The sequence below is a fragment of the Luteolibacter algae genome (genome assembly GCF_042683045.1).
Taxonomy (GTDB): Bacteria; Verrucomicrobiota; Verrucomicrobiia; order Verrucomicrobiales; family Akkermansiaceae; genus Luteolibacter; species Luteolibacter algae.
Genome location: NZ_JBHUIT010000031.1, coordinates 14196 through 31912, shown reverse-complemented (window position 1 = coordinate 31912; position 17717 = coordinate 14196). Strand labels below are relative to the sequence as shown.

Genomic DNA, 17717 nt, shown 5'->3' with positions numbered 1-17717 from the left:
TTAGTGGGTCGGTGCTCCGGAAGCTCCCTGAAAAGGCGCCGTTTCTGGAAGATTGGCGGAAAAGTCCGAGAATTTCTCCAAAACCGCTTTGGCGCGATCTGGGCGGCTTTCCTGTAAAATGGGTAGGGCCGCCTTGAAATAGTCCAACCTCGCATCAGCCTCCCCGGTATGTCGGTCCAGCCGATCCAAAAAAGCGGCAAGATCGATCAAACGCGCACGGGCGTCGATAAACTGTAAATCCAGTAATTCTTTTTTACTCAGCATAGCAACTAACCAAACATCGACGATCCAGCTTTCTGATCAACCCAGAATGAAGCTGGAATCGGATTTATTGAAACGAAAACCTCGCGGCAAGGTCCAATCCCTGCCGCGAGGTGAAGTTGTTTGGGCCGCCGTCGCTCCGAATCCTCGGTATCCCTCGGACGTTGAGCGGTGGCCGCCCCGAAATTGTTTTTGTTTGAACGCTTTTTAATACGTAGGAGCTTTTTGCAGCTCTTTCAGCGAATTGTTAAAAATTGTATTTTTACGCATCAGACTCATTGTCAATGACTTGCGTCTCACTTGCAGTGGGTCGGGCACTGGTATAGCCCAAGCTGGGAACAACTTTGCGAACAAGCTTTGAGAAACCGCTTTCCGCGGATTCCATCTCGCTTTCTGCTTGCCTCATCGCCTTCTCCCAGGCGCCGGCAAAACCAGGTGCCTGCTCCCGCATTGTGCTGATTGCCATCTCCTGCATACGGAACTGACGAAGCTCGTTTTTATCCGGTTTATTCTGAAGCGCTGCCAGGTTGACCCGGAGATTCTCGTTCTGGGTTTTCAATCCCTCGACTTCCTTGGTCAATGCATCATTGCCTTGGGCGGTAATTTTCATCTGGGTATTGAGATGGGACTGCATGTCGCGCATCTCCCCTTCCACCCGGCGGAGTTCCCGCTTGAGCTGCATCTTTGTCCCAATGGCGTTTTTCAGGATGAATCCGGCGATCAGTAGGCCTAGTAATAGCCCCCATACAAAGTGGTTTTGGAGAATTTCTTGAAGGCTCATAAACTTGTTTTCTATTCTTTGGGTTCTGCTGCAGCGGAGTCCGCAGATGGCGTGACAGATTCTTCAAGAGGTTTTTCTCCCAGGAGCTCCATCACATCATCGCTGATATCGGGTGCCGATCCATGATACAGCACGAATGGTAAACCCGTATTGCTGTTTCCCGATGTGTCAAATACGGCATCCAGATTTCTTTCTTTCGCAAGCTGTTCGGAAGCCGTGGTGATTTTCTCCAAAGATTCGCGCATCGCGCTTACCATCTCTTTGTTGATACGCTTGTCTTCCTCCGCACGGAATTCCTCGAACTCCTCGCGCAGTGTTTCAGCTTCCTGACGTTTGATTTCGTAGGATCTCACAAGCTTGGTGCCGGCTTCAGAATCGATCTCGTCCTTTTGCTCCTGGAGCTGGGTTTGCAGGGCTTGAAGTTCCACGATGATAGCTCGTAACTGTTCAGCCCTTTGGTTTTCCATGATTGCGTTTCTTTGCTTCTGGATATCCTCCTGCATCGCAACCGTTGAGGGAAGCTTGCGGTAGATATCGGTGACGCGAACAATCGCAAACTTGGGAGCTGCAAAAGCAACCGCAGCCATTCCAAGCCAAGCTAAAGTGACGGGTAATTTCATATTCTCCAAAGGACTTTAACAGTAGCCCCGCTTTTGTCGATGCCGGACTAAATGTCCTGGGTTTCCAAAGCAGAGACTTCCTCACGGAGTTTCTCCGCCAGTGGAGTCGAGAGGTAGCGTTCTGTGGACGAGCAGCCAACGGTAACGATCCGTTTGCCTTTGAACTCCGGCCGCTTGGCTACCTGCATTGCCGCCCAAACATTAGCGCCCGTGGAAATACCTGCCGGAAGTCCCTCTTGCTGTGCCAATGATTGAGCGGTGGCAAAGGCGTCCTCGTTGCTGACGAGAATCGTCTCATCAATGATATCGACATTGAGATTTCCCGGGATGAATCCCGCACCGATGCCCTGAATCATGTGAGGACCCGGCGCCCCGCCGGAAATGACCGGACTATTTGCCGGCTCTACCGCAAAAACCTTCAGATCCGTGCGACTTTTCAGCACTTCCCCTACTCCTGTGATCGTGCCGCCGGTGCCCACGCCTGCTACGAATGCGTCGATCTGCCCATCCGTATCCCGCCAGATTTCTTCGGCAGTAGTTTCACGGTGTGCCTGGGGATTTGCCGGGTTCTCGAATTGTCCGGGTCCGAATGCTTCCGGATTTTCCGCAATGAGTTTTTTAGCCATTGCGATCGCGCCGTTCATACCCTTGGCACGGGGTGTCAGAACGATTTCCGCCCCCAGCATCCTGAGCAGAACGCGACGCTCGATTGACATGCTTTCCGGCATCGTCAGAATGCAGCGGTAGCCTTTGGCACGTGCCACGAAAGCCAGTGCGATACCGGTATTGCCGGAAGTCGGCTCGATAATCAGCCCGCCGGGCTTGAGAAGGCCGTCGCGCTCTCCAGCCTCGATCATATACTTTCCGATACGGTCCTTAACGCTGAAGAGTGGATTAAAAAATTCCGCCTTCACGCAGATTTCGGCCTCCAGGCCCTTGGTGACGTGATTGAGGCGAATAAGAGGCGTATTACCAATGGTTGAAACCATGCTGTCTGAAATGCTCATAGATATGTTGTATTTAGGTTTGGTATTCGTCGCGAAGTATACAGAGGAAATTAGATCTGGAAATCGGAAGTTCCGGAAGCTTCATGCAAGCCGCACTCATATTTCTGTCCGTCGAAACGCGTGCCGTTTCCGGTGCCATCCAGCGATGGGCGGGTGCTGTGCCAATCTCCCATTGTGACATACCCCTGGGCGGCAAGCGGGTGATGGGGAATTTCTCCCTGATGATAGAAAATATCCACCTGGGCATCCGCCCAATCGAGAATCGGGTAAACCTTGAGTGTCTTTTTCTGTTGTTCCGCGAAGGGACGATCCTGACGGGTCTCGGATTGTGCGCGGCGTAAGCCGCTGATCCATACATCGCCGCCAATTTCACTGATCGCGCGATTCATCGGCTCAACCTTCGTGATGATCCCATATTTCTCGGCTCCTTCCGGCCCCTCCTCCCAAAGATTTCCCCACAGCGCCTGCATGCGGGCGGCAGAAATCTTCGGATGATAGATCCGATAATCCAGGGGGAACATTTCCATGAGCTTTTCGGCGTAGCGATAGGTCTCCGGGAAGAGAAACCCGGTATCGATGGAAATCACGGGCACCTTCGGGGCATGATCGTGCAGCAATTTCAACATCACAGCTGCCTGCAGGCCAAAACTGGTGCTGGCGACAAGGCGGCTGCCCAGCCGTTCATAAAGCAGCTCCAGTCTTTCACCGGCACGCAGGCCCGCCAGCTCCTCGGAGAGGCCGGCAGCATCCACTGGACGGTCGTGTGGTTGGACGGTTTTCAACGCTTCCATGATTTTACCTTTTTGTTGCTTCCATGAAGCGACGCTTGAGACAAGCTCAGGCACGCGCTTCATCTTTGATATTCTTGTGGAAATCTTTGCCTTGCTCTGTCGCTGCGACATAGCCGGCACGGATGCAGAAATCACCGAAGCGCTCGCCATCATTGCGCTCTTTGGCATAATGATGAATGATCGGGGCGAGTAGCTCTTTGATCTTCTCACCAGGGAAATTCTCACGATACATCTTCGAGAGCCTTTGCCCGGCAAATCCGCCACCCAGATACACATTGTAGCAACCGGGGGAGCGTCCTACGAAGCCGATCTCCGAGATATATGGACGGGCGCAGCCATTCGGGCAGCCGGTCATTCTTATTGTGATTGCATCATGGCGCAGGCCAGCCTCTTCGAGGACTTCTTCGAGCTCGCTGAGCAAACTCGGCAGATAGCGCTCGGCTTCAGCAAGAGAGAGACCGCAGGTAGGAAGGGCCACGCATGCCAGGGAATTGAGACGCAGACCACTCTGGAGGTGGCTGTCCTTCATTCCGTATTGTTCCAGAAGTTTTTCAATCTCCGGCCGCTTTTCCGGCGAGACATTGGCAATCATCAGATTCTGGTTTGCGGTCAGACGGAAATCGCCATCATGAATCTTCGCAATCTCACGGAGGCCGGTGCGCATCGGATAAGTCGGTGTATCAAGGACGCGCCCACCTTGGATAAACAGGGTGAGATTGTGCTTGCCATTGATCCCTTCCACCCAGCCGTAACGGTCTCCATTATCCTCAAAAACATAATCGCGGACAGGACCCAGCTCGTAGCCTAGATACTCGTTGAGTTTCGCAAGAAACCAATCCGGCCCGTGGTCATCGACAGTATATTTCAGACGGGCGTGCTTCCGCTCCGTGCGATCCCCGTAATCCCGCTGGACCATCACGACTTTTTCCGCCACGTCCTGCGCCTGCTCAACGGTGCAGAAGCCGATGACATCCGCAAGCCGCGGGTAGGTCTCCTCCGAACCATGGGTCATCCCCATGCCTCCACCGACGCTCACATTGAAGCCGACGAGCTTGCCGGACTCAACGATTGCGATGAAAGAAAGGCAGTTTGCGAAAACATCCACATCATTGGACGGCGGCACTGCGACTGTGATTTTGAACTTACGGGGCAGGTAGGTTTTCCCATAGATCGGCTCCACCACATCCTCGCTGCTTTCCACTTTTTCTCCGTCCAGCCAGATTTCGTGGTAGGCACGTGTCTGCGGGGTGAGATGATTGGAAATATCCTGCGAAATCTTCAGCACCTCGCCGTGGATCGAGGAGAGATAAGGATTGGGATTGCACATGACATTACGGTTCACATCTCCGCATGCGGCAATGGTGTCCATTGCAGCTTGGTTGATTTCCGCAATGGTGCGCTTGAGGTTGGACTTGATGATGCCGTGAAACTGGAAGGCCTGGCGGGTCGTCAATTTGATCGTCCCATTGGCGAACTGTGTCGCAAGCCGATCCGTCTCCAGCCACTGCTCAGGGGTTGCCACACCACCGGGGACGCGGATGCGGATCATAAACGAATATGCTTTCTCGAGCTTGTGCTTCCGGCGCGCCGGGCGCAGATCCCGATCATCCTGCTGATAGGTTCCGTGGAATTTCAGCAACTGCTGATCGTCCTCGCTCATGGAGCCGGTAGAGAGGTCGGCAAGACCTTCCTTGATCGTCCCGCGTAGGTAATTGCTACGGATCTTGATACCTTCGTTTGCTGCTAATTTTTGCTCAGCCATAATAAAATTTCCTTAGATGTTCTTGTTTTGGAATCGGGTGTCCTAGTAGACGTCACGCTGATATCTTTTGCTCTTCTTCAAATTCTCAACATACAGCTCAGCCTCCTCACGGGACTTCGCCCCGAAATTCTGGACGACGCCAATCAATGCCTCGTGAACATCTGCCGCCATGCGGCTTGCGTCTCCACAGACATAGAAGTGAGCCCCTTCCTCGAGCCAGGCATAAAGCTCCTCGCCCTTCTCAAGCATTTTGTCCTGCACATAGACCTTCTCCGGCTGATCTCTGGAAAATGCCAGATCCAGCTTGGTCAGCGCACCATCCTTCAGGTAACCCTGCCATTCGAGCTGATAGAGGAAATCATATGTGTAATGCTGGTCACCAAAGAACAACCAGCTCTTTCCTGGAGCTCCAAGAGCGGCCCGGTGCTCGACGAAGGAACGGAACGGCGCAACCCCTGTGCCCGGCCCGACCATAATTATCGGAGTATTGTGATCCGCCGGCAAACGGAAGTTCTTGTTCGGCTGGACGAAGACAGGCACCGACTCACCGGTTTTGGCAACGTCAGCGAGGAAGGTGGAACACACCCCTTTTCGAATTCTTCCATGGCTCTCGTATCGGACGGCTGCAACCGTGAGGTGAACCTCATCCGGGTGGGCCAGCGGGCTGGAAGCGATGGAATAAAGCCGCACCGGCAATTTGCGAAGAATGCCAGCCAGTGCTTGGGCGGAGAGCCCCGTGGGGGCGAAATCCTCAATCGCATCGATGATCTCGCGTCCCTCGATATATTCGCGCAGTTGATCTTTCGCACCATCAGCAAGCAACGCATTCAATTTCTCCGAACCCGTTGCCTCGGCAAGCTTCTTGAGCACAGCCTTGGAGAGAGCGGTGATATCATAATCATCCGCCAGGGCGACTGCCAGCTGCCGCTTGCCCAGGCCTTTGACCTCCACCTCCTCAGTTCCTTTCAGCTTCGCGGCATCCAGGATTTCCTCGACCATTCTCGCACAGTTCGTAGGGAGAACGGCAAGGGCATCACCAGGCTCATAAACGAGCCCGCTACCTTCCAGGCTGAACTCTGCGTGGATGGTTTCCTTTGATGAACCCTCGCCATTGAGCAATACATTATCGATCACCTCAGCCGGAAACGGATTTTTCTTCCCGTATTCCGTGGTTGCGGGAGCAAACGTGGCCGGGGCTGCCGTGGAGACAGAAGCCGGGGCCGCCGGTGCGAGAGCGGTCATCGCTGCGCCAAACCACTCATTGTAGGAGTCTTCATAATCAACATCGCAGTCAACCCTTGGCGCTACGCGGCTCGCGCCGAGCTGCTCGAGACGCGCATCGAACTGTTTCCCGATTTCGCAGAATTTCTCGTAGGAAGTATCACCCAACGCACATACGGAAAATTTTACACCGGTGAGATCAAAACCTTCCGACATGAAGGATTTGTGGAAAGAGACGGCAGTTTCCGGTGCTTCTCCATCTCCCCATGTTGAAACGATCACCAGAAGATTCTCCACCTTCGCCAGATCCGCAGGAGAGATATCCGCCATGTTTTTCATCACGGCTTTGAAACCTTTTTTCTTCGCTTCCTTTACTGCCCTATCTGCCAACTCCTCGGAATTGCCGCTCTCCGTTCCATAGAGAACGGTTAGCTTCCCTGCGGACGCGGAAGCACCTGAAGGCGCTGATATCACTGCAGCTGAGCCGGCGGCAAGAAATCCGCTGAGCCATCCGCGCTGAAGCACATCAAATCCAGCAAGCAACGAATCCAACGCCTTGCGCTGGTCTAGAGTGAACGGTGAACTGTCGGGAAGCATAATCCTTAGTATATTACCTTGTTTTGTCAGGTTTCGTCGAAAAAATGCCCCCAACACGCCGAATAAGCAACTCCTATTTGAGAAAAACAGCCGATCCAGCGGCAGGCACTTATTCCGCGATTCGCAAAATACGCTGTCTCGCTGTGTGATGGATTTCCATAAAAGCCGTCTGAATCTCCTTTTCACGACTGTTGAGCAGCCGCTCTCCAAAACTCCTGAGAACGCTTACCTTCGTCTCCCCGATCAGACACTTCACGAACGGAATTCCCAGCATTCCACGATAGGCTTCGTTCAGGCCCTCAAAGAGCTCCGCCTCCCCGGAATCAAGACGATCCATTCCGATTTCTTTCCATTCATCCAGAGCCAGACCGGATAGATTTTTCCCGTCTATCGAGAGCTCCGGCCATTCCGCCAATAGGGCCAGACGATCCCTTTCGCTGGCAGAATCCACAGTCTCTCGCATCAAAGTCGCAAGCTCGTCAAAGGACTTGTAAGGCCTCCCATCCAGCGCGGCATCGGCCACCCAGTCGAAATCTCCGTAAATCTCGCCGAACTTATTGAAAAAAGCCTCCTCCTCCATCCCATTCAACTCGGCAATCGTCATGGCGGCATCATCCATACACTTTGTATCCTGTCCATCCCCTTGCCCGGCGAAGGCTTTTTTTGGCGGAATCTACACATTCGCCGATCTTCGGAGTTGGACGTTCGGCAGACATTGGTCATTCTCCGCCCATGCCTACCGTTCAAGTCGATCTCGACGACCGTTCATATCCTGTTTTGGTTGAAAACGGCCTCCTTTCCAAAACTGCCGACCTTCTTGCGCAACACGGCCTCTCCGGGCTGCGTCCCGCCATTATTAGCGATGAAGCAGTGAGCCGATATCACTCAAAGACACTTATCGAAAGCTTTGGTGCCGGCAATTCTCCCACACTCCACACAGTGCCTTCGGGTGAAGCTTCGAAATCAATCTCCCAAGTTGAAAACCTCTGCCGGGAAATGATACGGGCCGGTCATGACAGACGCTCCATGATCATCGCCCTGGGCGGAGGCGTGGTGGGCGATCTTGCTGGGTTTGTCGCCTCGATCTTCTACCGCAGCATTCCGTTTGTTCAAATTCCCACGACGATCGTCTCCCAGGTGGACTCTTCCGTGGGCGGAAAAACAGGAGTGAACGTCGCTGAAGGCAAGAACCTTCTCGGTGCCTTTCATCAGCCAAAACTCGTCATCGTGGATCCGGAAACTCTCCGCACCCTCCCTGCCCGCGAGTTTCACGAAGGTTTTGCGGAAGCCATCAAACACGCGGCCATCCGTGATGCAGCAATGCTCGATGACCTGCTCACAATCGCCCCCCAGAAACGTGACGTCCCCGCCGATCTGCTAGCCCGAAATATTGCGATCAAAGCCCGTGTAGTCGAAAGCGACGAATACGAGACAAAGGACATTCGTGCTCTTCTGAACTTCGGCCACACGATCGGCCACGGCATCGAGGCCTCGCTCCCGTATGGGCAAATTCTGCACGGTGAGGCGATTTCCCTGGGGATTCGCGCAGCACTCCACATCTCGGAAAAACATTCCGGACTCCAGCCGGAGCACTCCACAAGAATTTTGGATCTACTGGGCCACTTCAATCTCCCATTGACTCTCCCGGAATCGATTGCCACCGCGACAGTCATGGAAAAGCTATCCCGTGACAAAAAATTCAAATCGGGAAAAATCCGTTTTGTCACACTTTCCGAGATTGGCTGCGCCCACGTCATCGATTCCGTGTCTTTATCGGATCTGGAGGAGGCCATTCATCACCTCCGCGGCTAGCATCTGTCTACGGCTATCCCCATAAGCTCCGCTCCAGACCTATGAATTTGATCCACGGCGATTGTCTGAAAATTCTCCGCACCCTCGAGGAGAAATCTTTCGATCTCGTGGTAACCTCTCCTCCTTATAATCTGGGGATCAATTATTCGCAATTCGAGGATACCGCGCCCCGCACAAAGTTCCTTTCGTGGTGCAAATCCTGGGCTCGCCAGCTGAAACGGGTTTTGGCAGACGACGGCTCGTTTTTTCTCAATATCGGTGCCACGCCTTCCAATCCACTGCTTCCCCACCAGTTGATCCTGGCCCTCACAGACGGTAAAAAACCTCTCTTCACTCTGCAAAACACCTTTCACTGGGTAAAATCCATCAGTGTAAAAACCACCGATGATGAATTGCTCTCGGTGGGACATTTCAAGCCTATCAATTCCGACCGCTACGTAAACGACTGTCACGAATACGTTTTCCATCTCACCAAGACAGGCTCAATTCCTCTCGACCGTCGCGCCGCAGGCGTCCCCTATCAGCACAAGTCAAACATCAGCCGCTGGCAGCACACCGGTGGGCAAGATCTCCGCTGCCGTGGGAATACGTGGTTTATCCCATACCAAACGATCAGATATCGCATGAAAGACCGCCCTCACCCGGCATCTTTTCCTCCCGCCCTGGTGGAGCAATGCATCAAGCTACACGGGAAAGGATGTGAGACACGGCTTCTCGATCCGTTTTTGGGAATCGGCTCCTCCGCCCTGGCCGCAAAATTTCAAAAAATTGCACACTTCACCGGAATCGAGATCGATCAGGAATACCTCGCCAGTGCGCGGCTGCGATTAGAGAAGGAAGCCATTTCCAAAACTTCGCTTTAACTTTCTATAGTAAGGAAAATTCAACCTTCTTAACATCCGCGTAATCGCTCCTTCCTCCGCCCTAGAACGGCATTCACCAGAGAGCGATTCCGTCAGTAATATCGTAGAATACTGATTTTCAGTTAGTTAACTTTTCTGAAATTTCCTTCTTTCCAAATCAGACAGATGGCCATACCTTTAAAACGTCCCAACCAAAACAGCCTAGCTAACTTGAAATAATATAACTTTGGAGTTGATTAATATCGACCTTCCTAGTTATCTTCCCTTTCGCAATGGCTGTGCTCCCTTACATGTCCCAAAACATGAACACTACAACCAGCCAAAATGAAAAACACACAACCAAGTGCCTCCGGCACCTCGGTGAAAGCCGATGCCGATCGTCTCGCAGACTTCGTCCTGTTCACACAGCGGAGCTGCATCCTTAACCTGTCAACAGAGCTCAACAAAGGAAACATCTCGTTCCCACAGTTTTTCCTCCTTACCTACCTTTCCAGCGAAGAATATTTGACCATGTCCGATATCGCGAAAAAAATGGGTCATTCCACCGCAGCCGCTACAGGCCTTGTGGATAGATTGGAAAAACTTTCCTATGTCGAGCGCATACATGCCGCTGAAGACCGCCGCAAAATCATGGTTCGAATCACATCCAAAGGAGTTGACCTTGTCTCCAAGATGCGCACCGAGATTGCGACAGACCTCGCCGGCATTCTGGCAGGAATGGATGAAGAAGAGGCCGAAACAGTTGAACATACCAACCGTGCGCTTAAAAATCGCGCGATTGCATAAGTTTCTGTCTCCCCCCTGAATAATCCAGCTTGGCGAATTCCAACCGCCTCCGTTACAGTTCCCGCTGTGACGGAGGCGTTCTCATTTCTAAACTCAATTTCAAATCAACCGGAGTTCCAGGCATCCTGGATCCCGCGTTTATCCGGAGTAAATGTCGATGGGGACCGGGAGTTCGCGTTGCGGAATCTCGCTCCTCTACATGATCAAATTATCTCGGCTCAATATCCATCGATCAATGCCCGCCACCACGCGGAGCAGGTTCACGGCAACGGAATTTCCGTGATTTCAGAGCCCCTACAGAGCGGGATCATCACACATCCAGGGACGGACGGCCTGATTACCAATGTGCCGAATCAGCTGTTGGCAATCTACGTTGCCGATTGTGCCGCGATCTACCTGGCAGATTCCGTATCGAAGGCCATCGGCCTTCTTCACTCCGGCAGAAAGGGAACAGAACTTAATATTCTGGAGCAAGCTGTCCGTAAAATGACCGAATTCTTCGGCACAGATCCCGCAAACCTCACCTGTATCTTATCTCCCTGCATCCGACCTCCCGATTATGAGATGAATCTACCAGAAAGCGTCCACTCCCAGGCGCGTGCGCTAGGAATCGACCAATTTTACGACTCCTGTGAGAACACTGCTGCAGATCTGACAGCTCACTATTCATATCGCGTGGAAAAAGGAAAAACTGGCCGAATGCTCGCTCTTTTGACACTACAATAATTTCCATCATTTCCAGCTTCAACAATTCCCCATGCTTTCACCTGCCAAACTCAATCTCTCTCTGCGAATTCTAGGCAAACGCCCGGATGGCTTCCACGAAATCGACACTTTAATGATCAAGCTCCCGGGTTTGGCGGATGAAATTACCATCACTCCGGCTGAGGAGTTTTCCTTTACTTGCGATGATCCTGCACTTCCGACAGATCATACAAACCTGGTGGTAAAAGCGGTGGAAGCCCTCCATGGAAAAACCGGGGAAATACAGAACTTTCATATACATCTGAAAAAGAATATTCCTCACGGAGCTGGTCTTGGCGGCGGCTCTTCCAATGCAGCCACCACACTTCTTGCGTTGAACAGTCAGCTTGGCAGCCCATTGGCCATCGAAGAGCTTCACGACCTAGCAGCGTCGATAGGATCCGATGTTCCCTTTTTCCTTTATTCCGGAGCGGCACGATGCACCGGACGAGGGGAAATTATCGAGGCCGCGCCACAACCTGAAAATTTATCCATCGCATTGTTCAAACCGGACTTTTCTGTCTCCACTCCAGAGGCATACCGCACATGTTTGGAATCCCAGGCACTGCCCGGGGTAAGATCCGAGCCCCAGACTTATGGCTCGCTGACTTTGGTAAACGATCTGGAAAAAGCGGTATTTGCGAAACACCGCTACCTCGCCGAGTTGAAAAGCTGGTTACTCAAACGACGCGACACGAAAACGGTGCTGATGTCCGGCTCGGGGTCCACACTTTTCGCTATCCTACATCCAAAAGCCAACCCACAGAACCTCATCGGAACGGCTCATAAATACTTTGATCCCAATCTATGGACATGGTCGGGAAACAGTTCGGAGCTCTCCTCATAGGTTTTCCACAGCATCCAGAAAGCCGGGATAGATCGGCTCCCAGCCTGAGCGACGGAGCTTTTCATTGCTGACTTGCTTGTGAGTCCAGCCACGCTTCCGATTCATATCGCGTGGACCTCTCGGAGGCAAATCCCTTCCGAATCGCCGGGCCAGTCCCTGATAGACTTCCAGCTGACTCATCGTCACGGAGTCACACACATTGAAGATCTGTCCACCCGGGAATTTCTGCAAATCAATCAAATGGAATACCGCACGGGCAATATCGTCCCGATGGACCTGATTTATATACCGGCTTCCATCCTCCTCAATCACCGCTTCACCACTCAGGAATTTCCTCAGTAAGACACTTCGCCCGGGTCCGTAGATCCCGGCAAGCCGGGCGACAATTCCTCCGGCGTCCACCACGACTTTCTCAGCTGCCAAAAGAATTTTACCTGTTTCGCGGCCAGGCTGTGTAGGCGATTCCTCAGTCACAATCTCGCCATTGGTCTGCGCATAGACCGAGCTACTGGAGGTGAAGAGCAGCTTGGCCCGTGGAAATCTCCGCACAAGGTTCTCGCACCCCTGCAGGTAGACTTTTCGATACGCTTCTTCACCTCCTCTTCCTGAAGCCGCGCAATGAACCACCGCATCCGCATCGGGAAAATTATCAACCGAAGCCCATTCGCTGACATCACCTTCGATCAACCCGGCTCCTCCACTTAGCGAAACTCCGGTAGCCTCCCAGCCATGAGCGCGGAAAACCCTCAGAATTTCATCCCCGACAAATCCAGCTCCGACCACCAACAACTTCCTCATGACTCAGGATACACACGGTATTTCGGTTCCACACCAGGCATTTCAGGCCCCATGCCATCTCCTTTGGCAGCGTAACGTTTCAGATCCGTGGTCTTACCATCAACTATAGTCACCCAGGTTTCCTCGTAAGTGAGATCACTGGTGCCTTGCAGGATGATCAATGTCTCGGATCCTTTCACGAACGCATACACGGCTGCGGCATCGGCGCCTCCTTCCTCGGGATACCATTCTCCCGATAACGTGATGGAGCCATGTTTGGCGGTCTTTATTTCTATAGGCGGAGCATCCCCGTCGAGGCGAACAAACCAAAGCCCTGTGGGGTGATGAACCCTGTATTTCCGGAATTCGACCGCTTCACTTTTCAGCTTCCGATACCCGCTGATAGACGGCGTGTGCGAAATAGAGCTCTCGTATTTTCCCACCGTCCAGATCACTTCTCCACCGGCCGAATCGCGACTCTCGTTTCCTACACAACCGGTTAAAAGAACGATCGCCATGAAATTTAATATTTTCATCCGTCCATGCTATATACTCTGCATCGGCACCAGCAATCTCCGTTTCGCCCCTTTGCGTTGAAAATTTCCGACACCTATCCATTGTCCTCCCCCGATGTTATCTTTTGACGAAACCACACTCCGAAAAGCCGCCGCCTGGCAGGATTTCAAGGAAGCGCAATCCCTGCTCAACATCGGTGCCGTCGATGAAGCGGAACGAACTCCGAATGGCTGGAAGGGCAGTGTCCGCCTGGGGAAACGTGTGTATCGTGCAAGTGTCGACGCGAAAACCCCAACATGGCTGGATGCCAACTGCTCCTGCCCCGCCAACCGACGGGAAGGAACCTTTTGTCCCCACGCCATTGCTATTGGGCTGCACCTCGTGAGCCCTCCTCCAGCTACGAAAAAAGTCCCCCAGCCACAGCCGCAAAAACAAACGGCTCCGGCACCGCTCCAGCTTCCACGGCTGGCCTGGCAAATCCGTTTCCAGGGCCCCTGGGAGCGGGCGATGGAAAAAGGACACGCCGCTATTGCTCTATCTCCCTCCGACCATGAGCCCACTCCAGCCGATGACAAACTCACCGCGTGGCTGATCGATCAAAAAGCCCATTCCAAGACAACGCTTCAGCTTGCTCTTAGCCCGAAAACGCTCCCGGGCTTCCTTCATCAAATTCGTAATCATCCCAGAATTTCCGCAGGAGAAAATCCCCTTTCAATCGACTCCGGCGCCCAGCTCCATCTCGCAGATTGCACATTGAAAGGAGAGCATATCCACCTCATGCCCGGCACCGATCGGTGCTTCAGCGTCGGAGACTCCTTCTGGAAGCTGAAACCCGGAAATCTCTCAAGAATCGGCTCTGGGAAAATTCCGCCCTCAATTCTCCCATATTTCACCACCCTCGCGGAAGGAAAGCCTTGCAGACTTTCGGTTCCGGCTTTCCTGACGCATCTGGATTCACTCCATTCATACCTCGATTTCACCGGGTCGGAATGGTTCGAATCGCTCCAGTTTACTCCCGCTACTCCTGTTATCACTCTCAGGATCGACGGAGGCAGCTCGAGACTCACCGCAGCGCTCCAGGTATCATACACCGAGGAAAACCTACCCATCCTCGATGGACAGAAGGTGATCACCCGCAATCCTCTGGCAGAAGTTGCCGCATTGAAAACCTTGGCAGCCAGGACCGGCTCCCCGGGCTCAACCACGATCCACGAGATCAGATCCGCTCCAGACATCCAGAATTTCCTGACCAAGTCTGTCAAAAACCTTCCCTCCACCTGGAAGATTGAATTTTCCCCTACTGCCGAAAAACTGTCATCCTCCTATGTTTTCATCTCTCCGGAAATCAAAATACTTACTTCCGACGATGACCAAATGAGCTTTGATCTGACCTTCCGCTCAGATTCGGGAGCAGTGATTCCCACCGCAGAAATCCGTCGTCTGCTCCGCTCGGGAAATCCCGCCGGGCAACAGCTGAAAGGAAAGCAAATCATTCTTTCAGACGACATCGAGTCCCTCATTGATCCGCTTTTCGAGGACCTTGATCTGAAACAGGAGAACGGTCACTTTTCCGCAAAAAAGGCCTCCGCTGCCATCATCCGGGAGATCGCTCATAATCTCGATAGGTCAACGCCCAAGACAGTTCCTGACGATAACTCACAAGTTATTCACATTCCGGAAATCAACGCTGAACTCCGTCCCTACCAGGCAAAGGGCTTCTCCTGGCTTGTAAACCGCTTGGATAAATATGAAGGAGCACTTCTGGCGGATGATATGGGTCTTGGGAAAACCCTCCAGACCATTACCTGCATCGAATATTTCCTAAGGAGTTATTCACAATCAGGACCAGTGATTATTGTTGTGACAACCTCGCTTCTAGGCAACTGGCTGGCAGAGTTCAACCGCTTCGCGCCGGAACGCCGGGTAATCACTCTCCATGGAGCACATCGGGACAAGCTCCGCGCCGATATCCTACCTGGCGACGTGATTCTCACCACCTACGGCACTCTTGCCAGAGACCTGGCATATCACCTGAAGCAGGAATACTCCCTGGCCGTCATTGATGAAGCATCCCTGATCCGCAATCCGGATACCGACCATTCGAAAGCTGTGGCGAAATTGAATGCCACCCGCCGGCTCGCGCTCACGGGCACCCCGGTCGAGAACTCAGCCCGGGATCTCTGGTCGATTTTCCGCTTCATCCAGCCCGGATGGCTTGGCACGAGAAAAGACTTTCAGGAACGCTACGAGATTCCCCTCAAGAGCCCGGACACATCCGCCCAGGCCAGCACTTTACTCCGCCTGAAAACCTCACCTTTCGTTCTCCGGAGGACGAAGCTGGAAGTCGCTCCCGAACTTCCTTCCAAAATCATCATCAACGAATATTGCACCCTCTCCAAAGAGCAACTCGCCACCTACCGGGACCTACAGAAAGAAGGACTACGCAAGATCGACGAGATCCGCCAGTCCGGCCAAAAGGCTGCGGCTCGCATGGCGACCCTCACCACCTTGCTCCGGCTTCGCCAAACCTGTTGTGACCTGGCATTGTTCGATTCAGAAAAACTGAAAAAACTTCCGGTCCCACGTCGCTCGGCGAAGCTGGAACGACTTCTTGAAATTTGCGAGCAATCGATTTCTTCGGGCAGTAAGATTCTGGTCTTCAGTCAATTTCAAAAGCAACTCATCGAGATCGAATCACAGCTCGATTCCCTGGGCATTGCCTCCCTGCGTCTCGATGGCCAAACCCGTAACCGCCAGGTGCTCGTCAATGAGTTCCAAGACCCGGAGGGTCCACCGGTTTTCCTGATTTCCCTAAAAGCGGGTGGTTATGGCCTCAACCTCACAGCCGCGGATATCGTGGTGCATTTCGATCCATGGTGGAACCCGGCTGCCGAAGCCCAGGCGACCGATCGGGCGCACCGCATCGGCCAGACAAAACCTGTGACGGTTTATCGATTACTCACGCGGGGAACAGTGGAAGAAAAAGTCGTCGAGCTGCAAAGCACGAAGCAAGCTCTGGCAGATTCCCTTGATGAGAACGTCACCCCGACAGATGCGCCAGCATACACGGCCGCCGATCTGGAACGCTTGCTATCATAGGCTTGCCTCCCGCCACCCGCCCGCTTGAGAAGCTTTTTGAATTGCCGGGAAATCAATCTGCTGGCAGCGTTTCTGTAACTCCCAAATAACTTTTAATAATCATGATCAAAGAATTCAAAGAATTTGCCTTCAAGGGCAACCTTATCGACATGGCGGTAGGTATCATCATCGGCGGCGCATTTGGCACCGTTGTCAAATCAATGGTTGAAAACTTGTTCATGCCGGTCTTGGGGAAAATCACCGGAGGCATCAATTTCACCGAGATGTATCTCAACCTGAACAATCCAGACGTGAAACTTCCCTACAAGGATGCCTTGGAAGCAGGGCAACCGGTAATCGGTTACGGTCAATTCATCACTGATCTGATTGCCTTCATCATTCTCGCATTTGCGGTATTCATTGTCGTCAAAAAGGCTCTTGGTTCCATCAAGAAAGAAGAGGCCAAGCCGGATCCTGCTCCTCCCGCACCGAGCAAAGAAGAGCTCCTTCTTACCGAAATCCGCGATCTTCTTGCGAGAAAGAGTTAAGACCCGGCCAAGCACACCCTACCCAAGGACGGCGGAGAAATCTCTGCCGTCTTTTTCATTGGGAGGGTTCTTAATCAGAAACGCCTTTGCGTTGACCTCTCCCATTGCTGGCATACGATGTTGCCAGTTCGCGTTAAAAACACATTTTCATTATGAAACTTCTCTCATTACTCCGTCGGAAAGCCCGTGCATCTTTTAAAGAACTGGCCGAGATGCTTGGCTCAACGGAAGCCGAAGTCGCCGAGAAAATCGCGACCTGGGAAAAAGATCAAACAATCCTTGGCTACCATGCGGTGACTAATCCGGAAATCATCGGAGACACTTCAGTTTCAGCTTTTATCGAAGTCCGCCTCACTCCGGAAAGAGGTGGCGGCTTTGACCGCCTTGCAATGCGTATCGCGCGGTTCGACCAAGTCGTATCATGCTATCTCGCCAGCGGAGGTTACGATCTCATGGTCGTCGTCGAGGGGGCGGATCTCAGAGAGGTCGCTCTCTTTGTGTCGGAGAAGCTTTCCTCACTGGATGGTGTTCTCTCCACAGCAACTCATTTCCGGCTGAAGACGTATAAGGAAAATGGCTTCCTTTTCGAGCGTGAGAACGAAACCGATCGTCTAGCTGTCGCGCCGTAATTTACGCGCTACTTTCATCTTAAACAAAAAGACCTCTGCGGAATGAGTCGCAGAGGTCTTTTTTCCATATTCGGAAG

General features: G+C 52.7%; 18 protein-coding genes. 8 read left to right on the top strand and 10 right to left on the bottom strand.

Annotated features, from left to right (window positions below; all coding sequences use genetic code 11):
- From ACFSSA_RS12455 to uraD, 8 genes are all read right to left on the bottom strand, one after another.
- Window positions 1–264, bottom strand: coding sequence for a hypothetical protein (locus ACFSSA_RS12455; RefSeq protein WP_386820796.1), 264 nt, complete (start codon window positions 262–264; stop codon window positions 1–3).
- A gap of 259 nt (window positions 265–523) precedes the next feature.
- Window positions 524–1042, bottom strand: coding sequence for a hypothetical protein (locus ACFSSA_RS12450; protein ID WP_386820795.1), 519 nt, complete (start codon window positions 1040–1042; stop codon window positions 524–526).
- Window positions 1043–1053: 11 nt separating this feature from the next.
- Window positions 1054–1662 carry an OmpH/Skp family outer membrane protein gene (locus ACFSSA_RS12445; RefSeq protein WP_386820794.1) on the bottom strand — a complete coding sequence of 203 codons (609 nt, stop codon included), beginning with the start codon at window positions 1660–1662 and terminating at the stop codon, window positions 1054–1056.
- Between the two features lie 47 nt (window positions 1663–1709).
- Window positions 1710–2669, bottom strand: a complete 960-nt coding sequence (cysK, locus tag ACFSSA_RS12440) for a cysteine synthase A (RefSeq protein WP_386820792.1) — start codon at window positions 2667–2669, stop codon at window positions 1710–1712.
- 50 nt (window positions 2670–2719) lie between these two features.
- Window positions 2720–3523 (bottom strand): phosphoadenylyl-sulfate reductase, encoded by an 804-nt coding sequence (locus tag ACFSSA_RS12435; RefSeq protein WP_386820790.1) that lies wholly within the window; start codon window positions 3521–3523, stop codon window positions 2720–2722.
- Window positions 3507–5222 carry an NADPH-dependent assimilatory sulfite reductase hemoprotein subunit gene (locus tag ACFSSA_RS12430; RefSeq protein ID WP_386820789.1) on the bottom strand — a complete coding sequence of 572 codons (1716 nt, stop codon included), beginning with the start codon at window positions 5220–5222 and terminating at the stop codon, window positions 3507–3509. Before ACFSSA_RS12430 ends, ACFSSA_RS12435 begins: the two co-directional genes overlap by 17 nt.
- A gap of 42 nt (window positions 5223–5264) precedes the next feature.
- The gene (locus tag ACFSSA_RS12425; RefSeq protein WP_386820788.1) at window positions 5265–7040 is read right to left on the bottom strand and encodes an assimilatory sulfite reductase (NADPH) flavoprotein subunit; all 1776 of its coding nucleotides are present in this window, start codon (window positions 7038–7040) and stop codon (window positions 5265–5267) included.
- Window positions 7041–7149: 109 nt separating this feature from the next.
- Window positions 7150–7659: a 2-oxo-4-hydroxy-4-carboxy-5-ureidoimidazoline decarboxylase gene (uraD, locus tag ACFSSA_RS12420; protein ID WP_386820787.1), complete on the bottom strand. Its 510-nt coding sequence runs from the start codon at window positions 7657–7659 to the stop codon at window positions 7150–7152.
- Between the two features lie 113 nt (window positions 7660–7772).
- Here uraD and aroB point away from each other — a divergent pair, with 113 nt between their 5' ends.
- The 5 genes from aroB (at window position 7773) to ispE (ending at window position 12092) form a co-directional block, all read left to right on the top strand.
- Window positions 7773–8852, top strand: a complete 1080-nt coding sequence (gene aroB, locus ACFSSA_RS12415; RefSeq protein WP_386820786.1) for a 3-dehydroquinate synthase — start codon at window positions 7773–7775, stop codon at window positions 8850–8852.
- A 41-nt stretch (window positions 8853–8893) separates the two neighbouring features.
- Window positions 8894–9715, top strand: coding sequence for a DNA-methyltransferase (locus ACFSSA_RS12410; RefSeq protein ID WP_386820785.1), 822 nt, complete (start codon window positions 8894–8896; stop codon window positions 9713–9715).
- 324 nt (window positions 9716–10039) lie between these two features.
- Window positions 10040–10501, top strand: a complete 462-nt coding sequence (locus ACFSSA_RS12405; protein ID WP_386820784.1) for a MarR family transcriptional regulator — start codon at window positions 10040–10042, stop codon at window positions 10499–10501.
- Window positions 10502–10567: 66 nt separating this feature from the next.
- Complete coding sequence (locus ACFSSA_RS12400; RefSeq protein WP_386820783.1) at window positions 10568–11227, top strand: laccase domain-containing protein; 660 nt, start codon at window positions 10568–10570, stop codon at window positions 11225–11227.
- Window positions 11228–11258: 31 nt separating this feature from the next.
- Window positions 11259–12092: a 4-(cytidine 5'-diphospho)-2-C-methyl-D-erythritol kinase gene (gene ispE, locus ACFSSA_RS12395; RefSeq protein ID WP_386820782.1), complete on the top strand. Its 834-nt coding sequence runs from the start codon at window positions 11259–11261 to the stop codon at window positions 12090–12092.
- Here ispE and ACFSSA_RS12390 read toward each other — a convergent pair.
- Together ACFSSA_RS12390 and ACFSSA_RS12385 are read right to left on the bottom strand one after the other, a co-directional pair.
- Entirely contained in the window at window positions 12087–12890 is an 804-nt protein-coding gene (locus ACFSSA_RS12390) for an NAD-dependent epimerase/dehydratase family protein (protein ID WP_386820781.1), read from the bottom strand. The genes ispE and ACFSSA_RS12390 overlap by 6 nt on opposite strands.
- Window positions 12887–13405 carry a hypothetical protein gene (locus tag ACFSSA_RS12385; protein ID WP_386820780.1) on the bottom strand — a complete coding sequence of 173 codons (519 nt, stop codon included), beginning with the start codon at window positions 13403–13405 and terminating at the stop codon, window positions 12887–12889. Before ACFSSA_RS12385 ends, ACFSSA_RS12390 begins: the two co-directional genes overlap by 4 nt.
- 94 nt (window positions 13406–13499) lie before the next feature.
- Here ACFSSA_RS12385 and ACFSSA_RS12380 point away from each other — a divergent pair, with 94 nt between their 5' ends.
- The 3 genes from ACFSSA_RS12380 (at window position 13500) to ACFSSA_RS12370 (ending at window position 17640) form a co-directional block, all read left to right on the top strand.
- Window positions 13500–16484, top strand: coding sequence for a DEAD/DEAH box helicase (locus ACFSSA_RS12380; protein ID WP_386820779.1), 2985 nt, complete (start codon window positions 13500–13502; stop codon window positions 16482–16484).
- A gap of 101 nt (window positions 16485–16585) precedes the next feature.
- Window positions 16586–17011: a large conductance mechanosensitive channel protein MscL gene (gene mscL, locus ACFSSA_RS12375; RefSeq protein WP_386820778.1), complete on the top strand. Its 426-nt coding sequence runs from the start codon at window positions 16586–16588 to the stop codon at window positions 17009–17011.
- 152 nt (window positions 17012–17163) lie between these two features.
- On the top strand, window positions 17164–17640 hold the full coding sequence (locus ACFSSA_RS12370) for an Lrp/AsnC family transcriptional regulator (protein ID WP_386820777.1): 477 nt from the start codon (window positions 17164–17166) through the stop codon (window positions 17638–17640).
- Window positions 17641–17717 lie beyond the last annotated feature (77 nt).

What these genes read in the sequence shown, in the direction of transcription:
- ACFSSA_RS12455 (WP_386820796.1), bottom strand. Translation starts at nt 264, where the DNA reads ATGCTGAGTAAAAAAGAATTACTGGATTTACAGTTTATCGACGCCCGT.
- ACFSSA_RS12450 (WP_386820795.1), bottom strand. Translation starts at nt 1,042, where the DNA reads ATGAGCCTTCAAGAAATTCTCCAAAACCACTTTGTATGGGGGCTATTA.
- ACFSSA_RS12445 (WP_386820794.1), bottom strand. Translation starts at nt 1,662, where the DNA reads ATGAAATTACCCGTCACTTTAGCTTGGCTTGGAATGGCTGCGGTTGCT.
- cysK (WP_386820792.1), bottom strand. Translation starts at nt 2,669, where the DNA reads ATGAGCATTTCAGACAGCATGGTTTCAACCATTGGTAATACGCCTCTT.
- ACFSSA_RS12435 (WP_386820790.1), bottom strand. Translation starts at nt 3,523, where the DNA reads ATGAAGCGCGTGCCTGAGCTTGTCTCAAGCGTCGCTTCATGGAAGCAA.
- ACFSSA_RS12430 (WP_386820789.1), bottom strand. Translation starts at nt 5,222, where the DNA reads ATGGCTGAGCAAAAATTAGCAGCAAACGAAGGTATCAAGATCCGTAGC.
- ACFSSA_RS12425 (WP_386820788.1), bottom strand. Translation starts at nt 7,040, where the DNA reads ATGCTTCCCGACAGTTCACCGTTCACTCTAGACCAGCGCAAGGCGTTG.
- uraD (WP_386820787.1), bottom strand. Translation starts at nt 7,659, where the DNA reads ATGGATGATGCCGCCATGACGATTGCCGAGTTGAATGGGATGGAGGAG.
- aroB (WP_386820786.1), top strand. Translation starts at nt 7,773, where the DNA reads ATGCCTACCGTTCAAGTCGATCTCGACGACCGTTCATATCCTGTTTTG.
- ACFSSA_RS12410 (WP_386820785.1), top strand. Translation starts at nt 8,894, where the DNA reads ATGAATTTGATCCACGGCGATTGTCTGAAAATTCTCCGCACCCTCGAG.
- ACFSSA_RS12405 (WP_386820784.1), top strand. Translation starts at nt 10,040, where the DNA reads ATGAAAAACACACAACCAAGTGCCTCCGGCACCTCGGTGAAAGCCGAT.
- ispE (WP_386820782.1), top strand. Translation starts at nt 11,259, where the DNA reads ATGCTTTCACCTGCCAAACTCAATCTCTCTCTGCGAATTCTAGGCAAA.
- ACFSSA_RS12390 (WP_386820781.1), bottom strand. Translation starts at nt 12,890, where the DNA reads ATGAGGAAGTTGTTGGTGGTCGGAGCTGGATTTGTCGGGGATGAAATT.
- ACFSSA_RS12385 (WP_386820780.1), bottom strand. Translation starts at nt 13,405, where the DNA reads ATGAAAATATTAAATTTCATGGCGATCGTTCTTTTAACCGGTTGTGTA.
- ACFSSA_RS12380 (WP_386820779.1), top strand. Translation starts at nt 13,500, where the DNA reads ATGTTATCTTTTGACGAAACCACACTCCGAAAAGCCGCCGCCTGGCAG.
- mscL (WP_386820778.1), top strand. Translation starts at nt 16,586, where the DNA reads ATGATCAAAGAATTCAAAGAATTTGCCTTCAAGGGCAACCTTATCGAC.
- ACFSSA_RS12370 (WP_386820777.1), top strand. Translation starts at nt 17,164, where the DNA reads ATGAAACTTCTCTCATTACTCCGTCGGAAAGCCCGTGCATCTTTTAAA.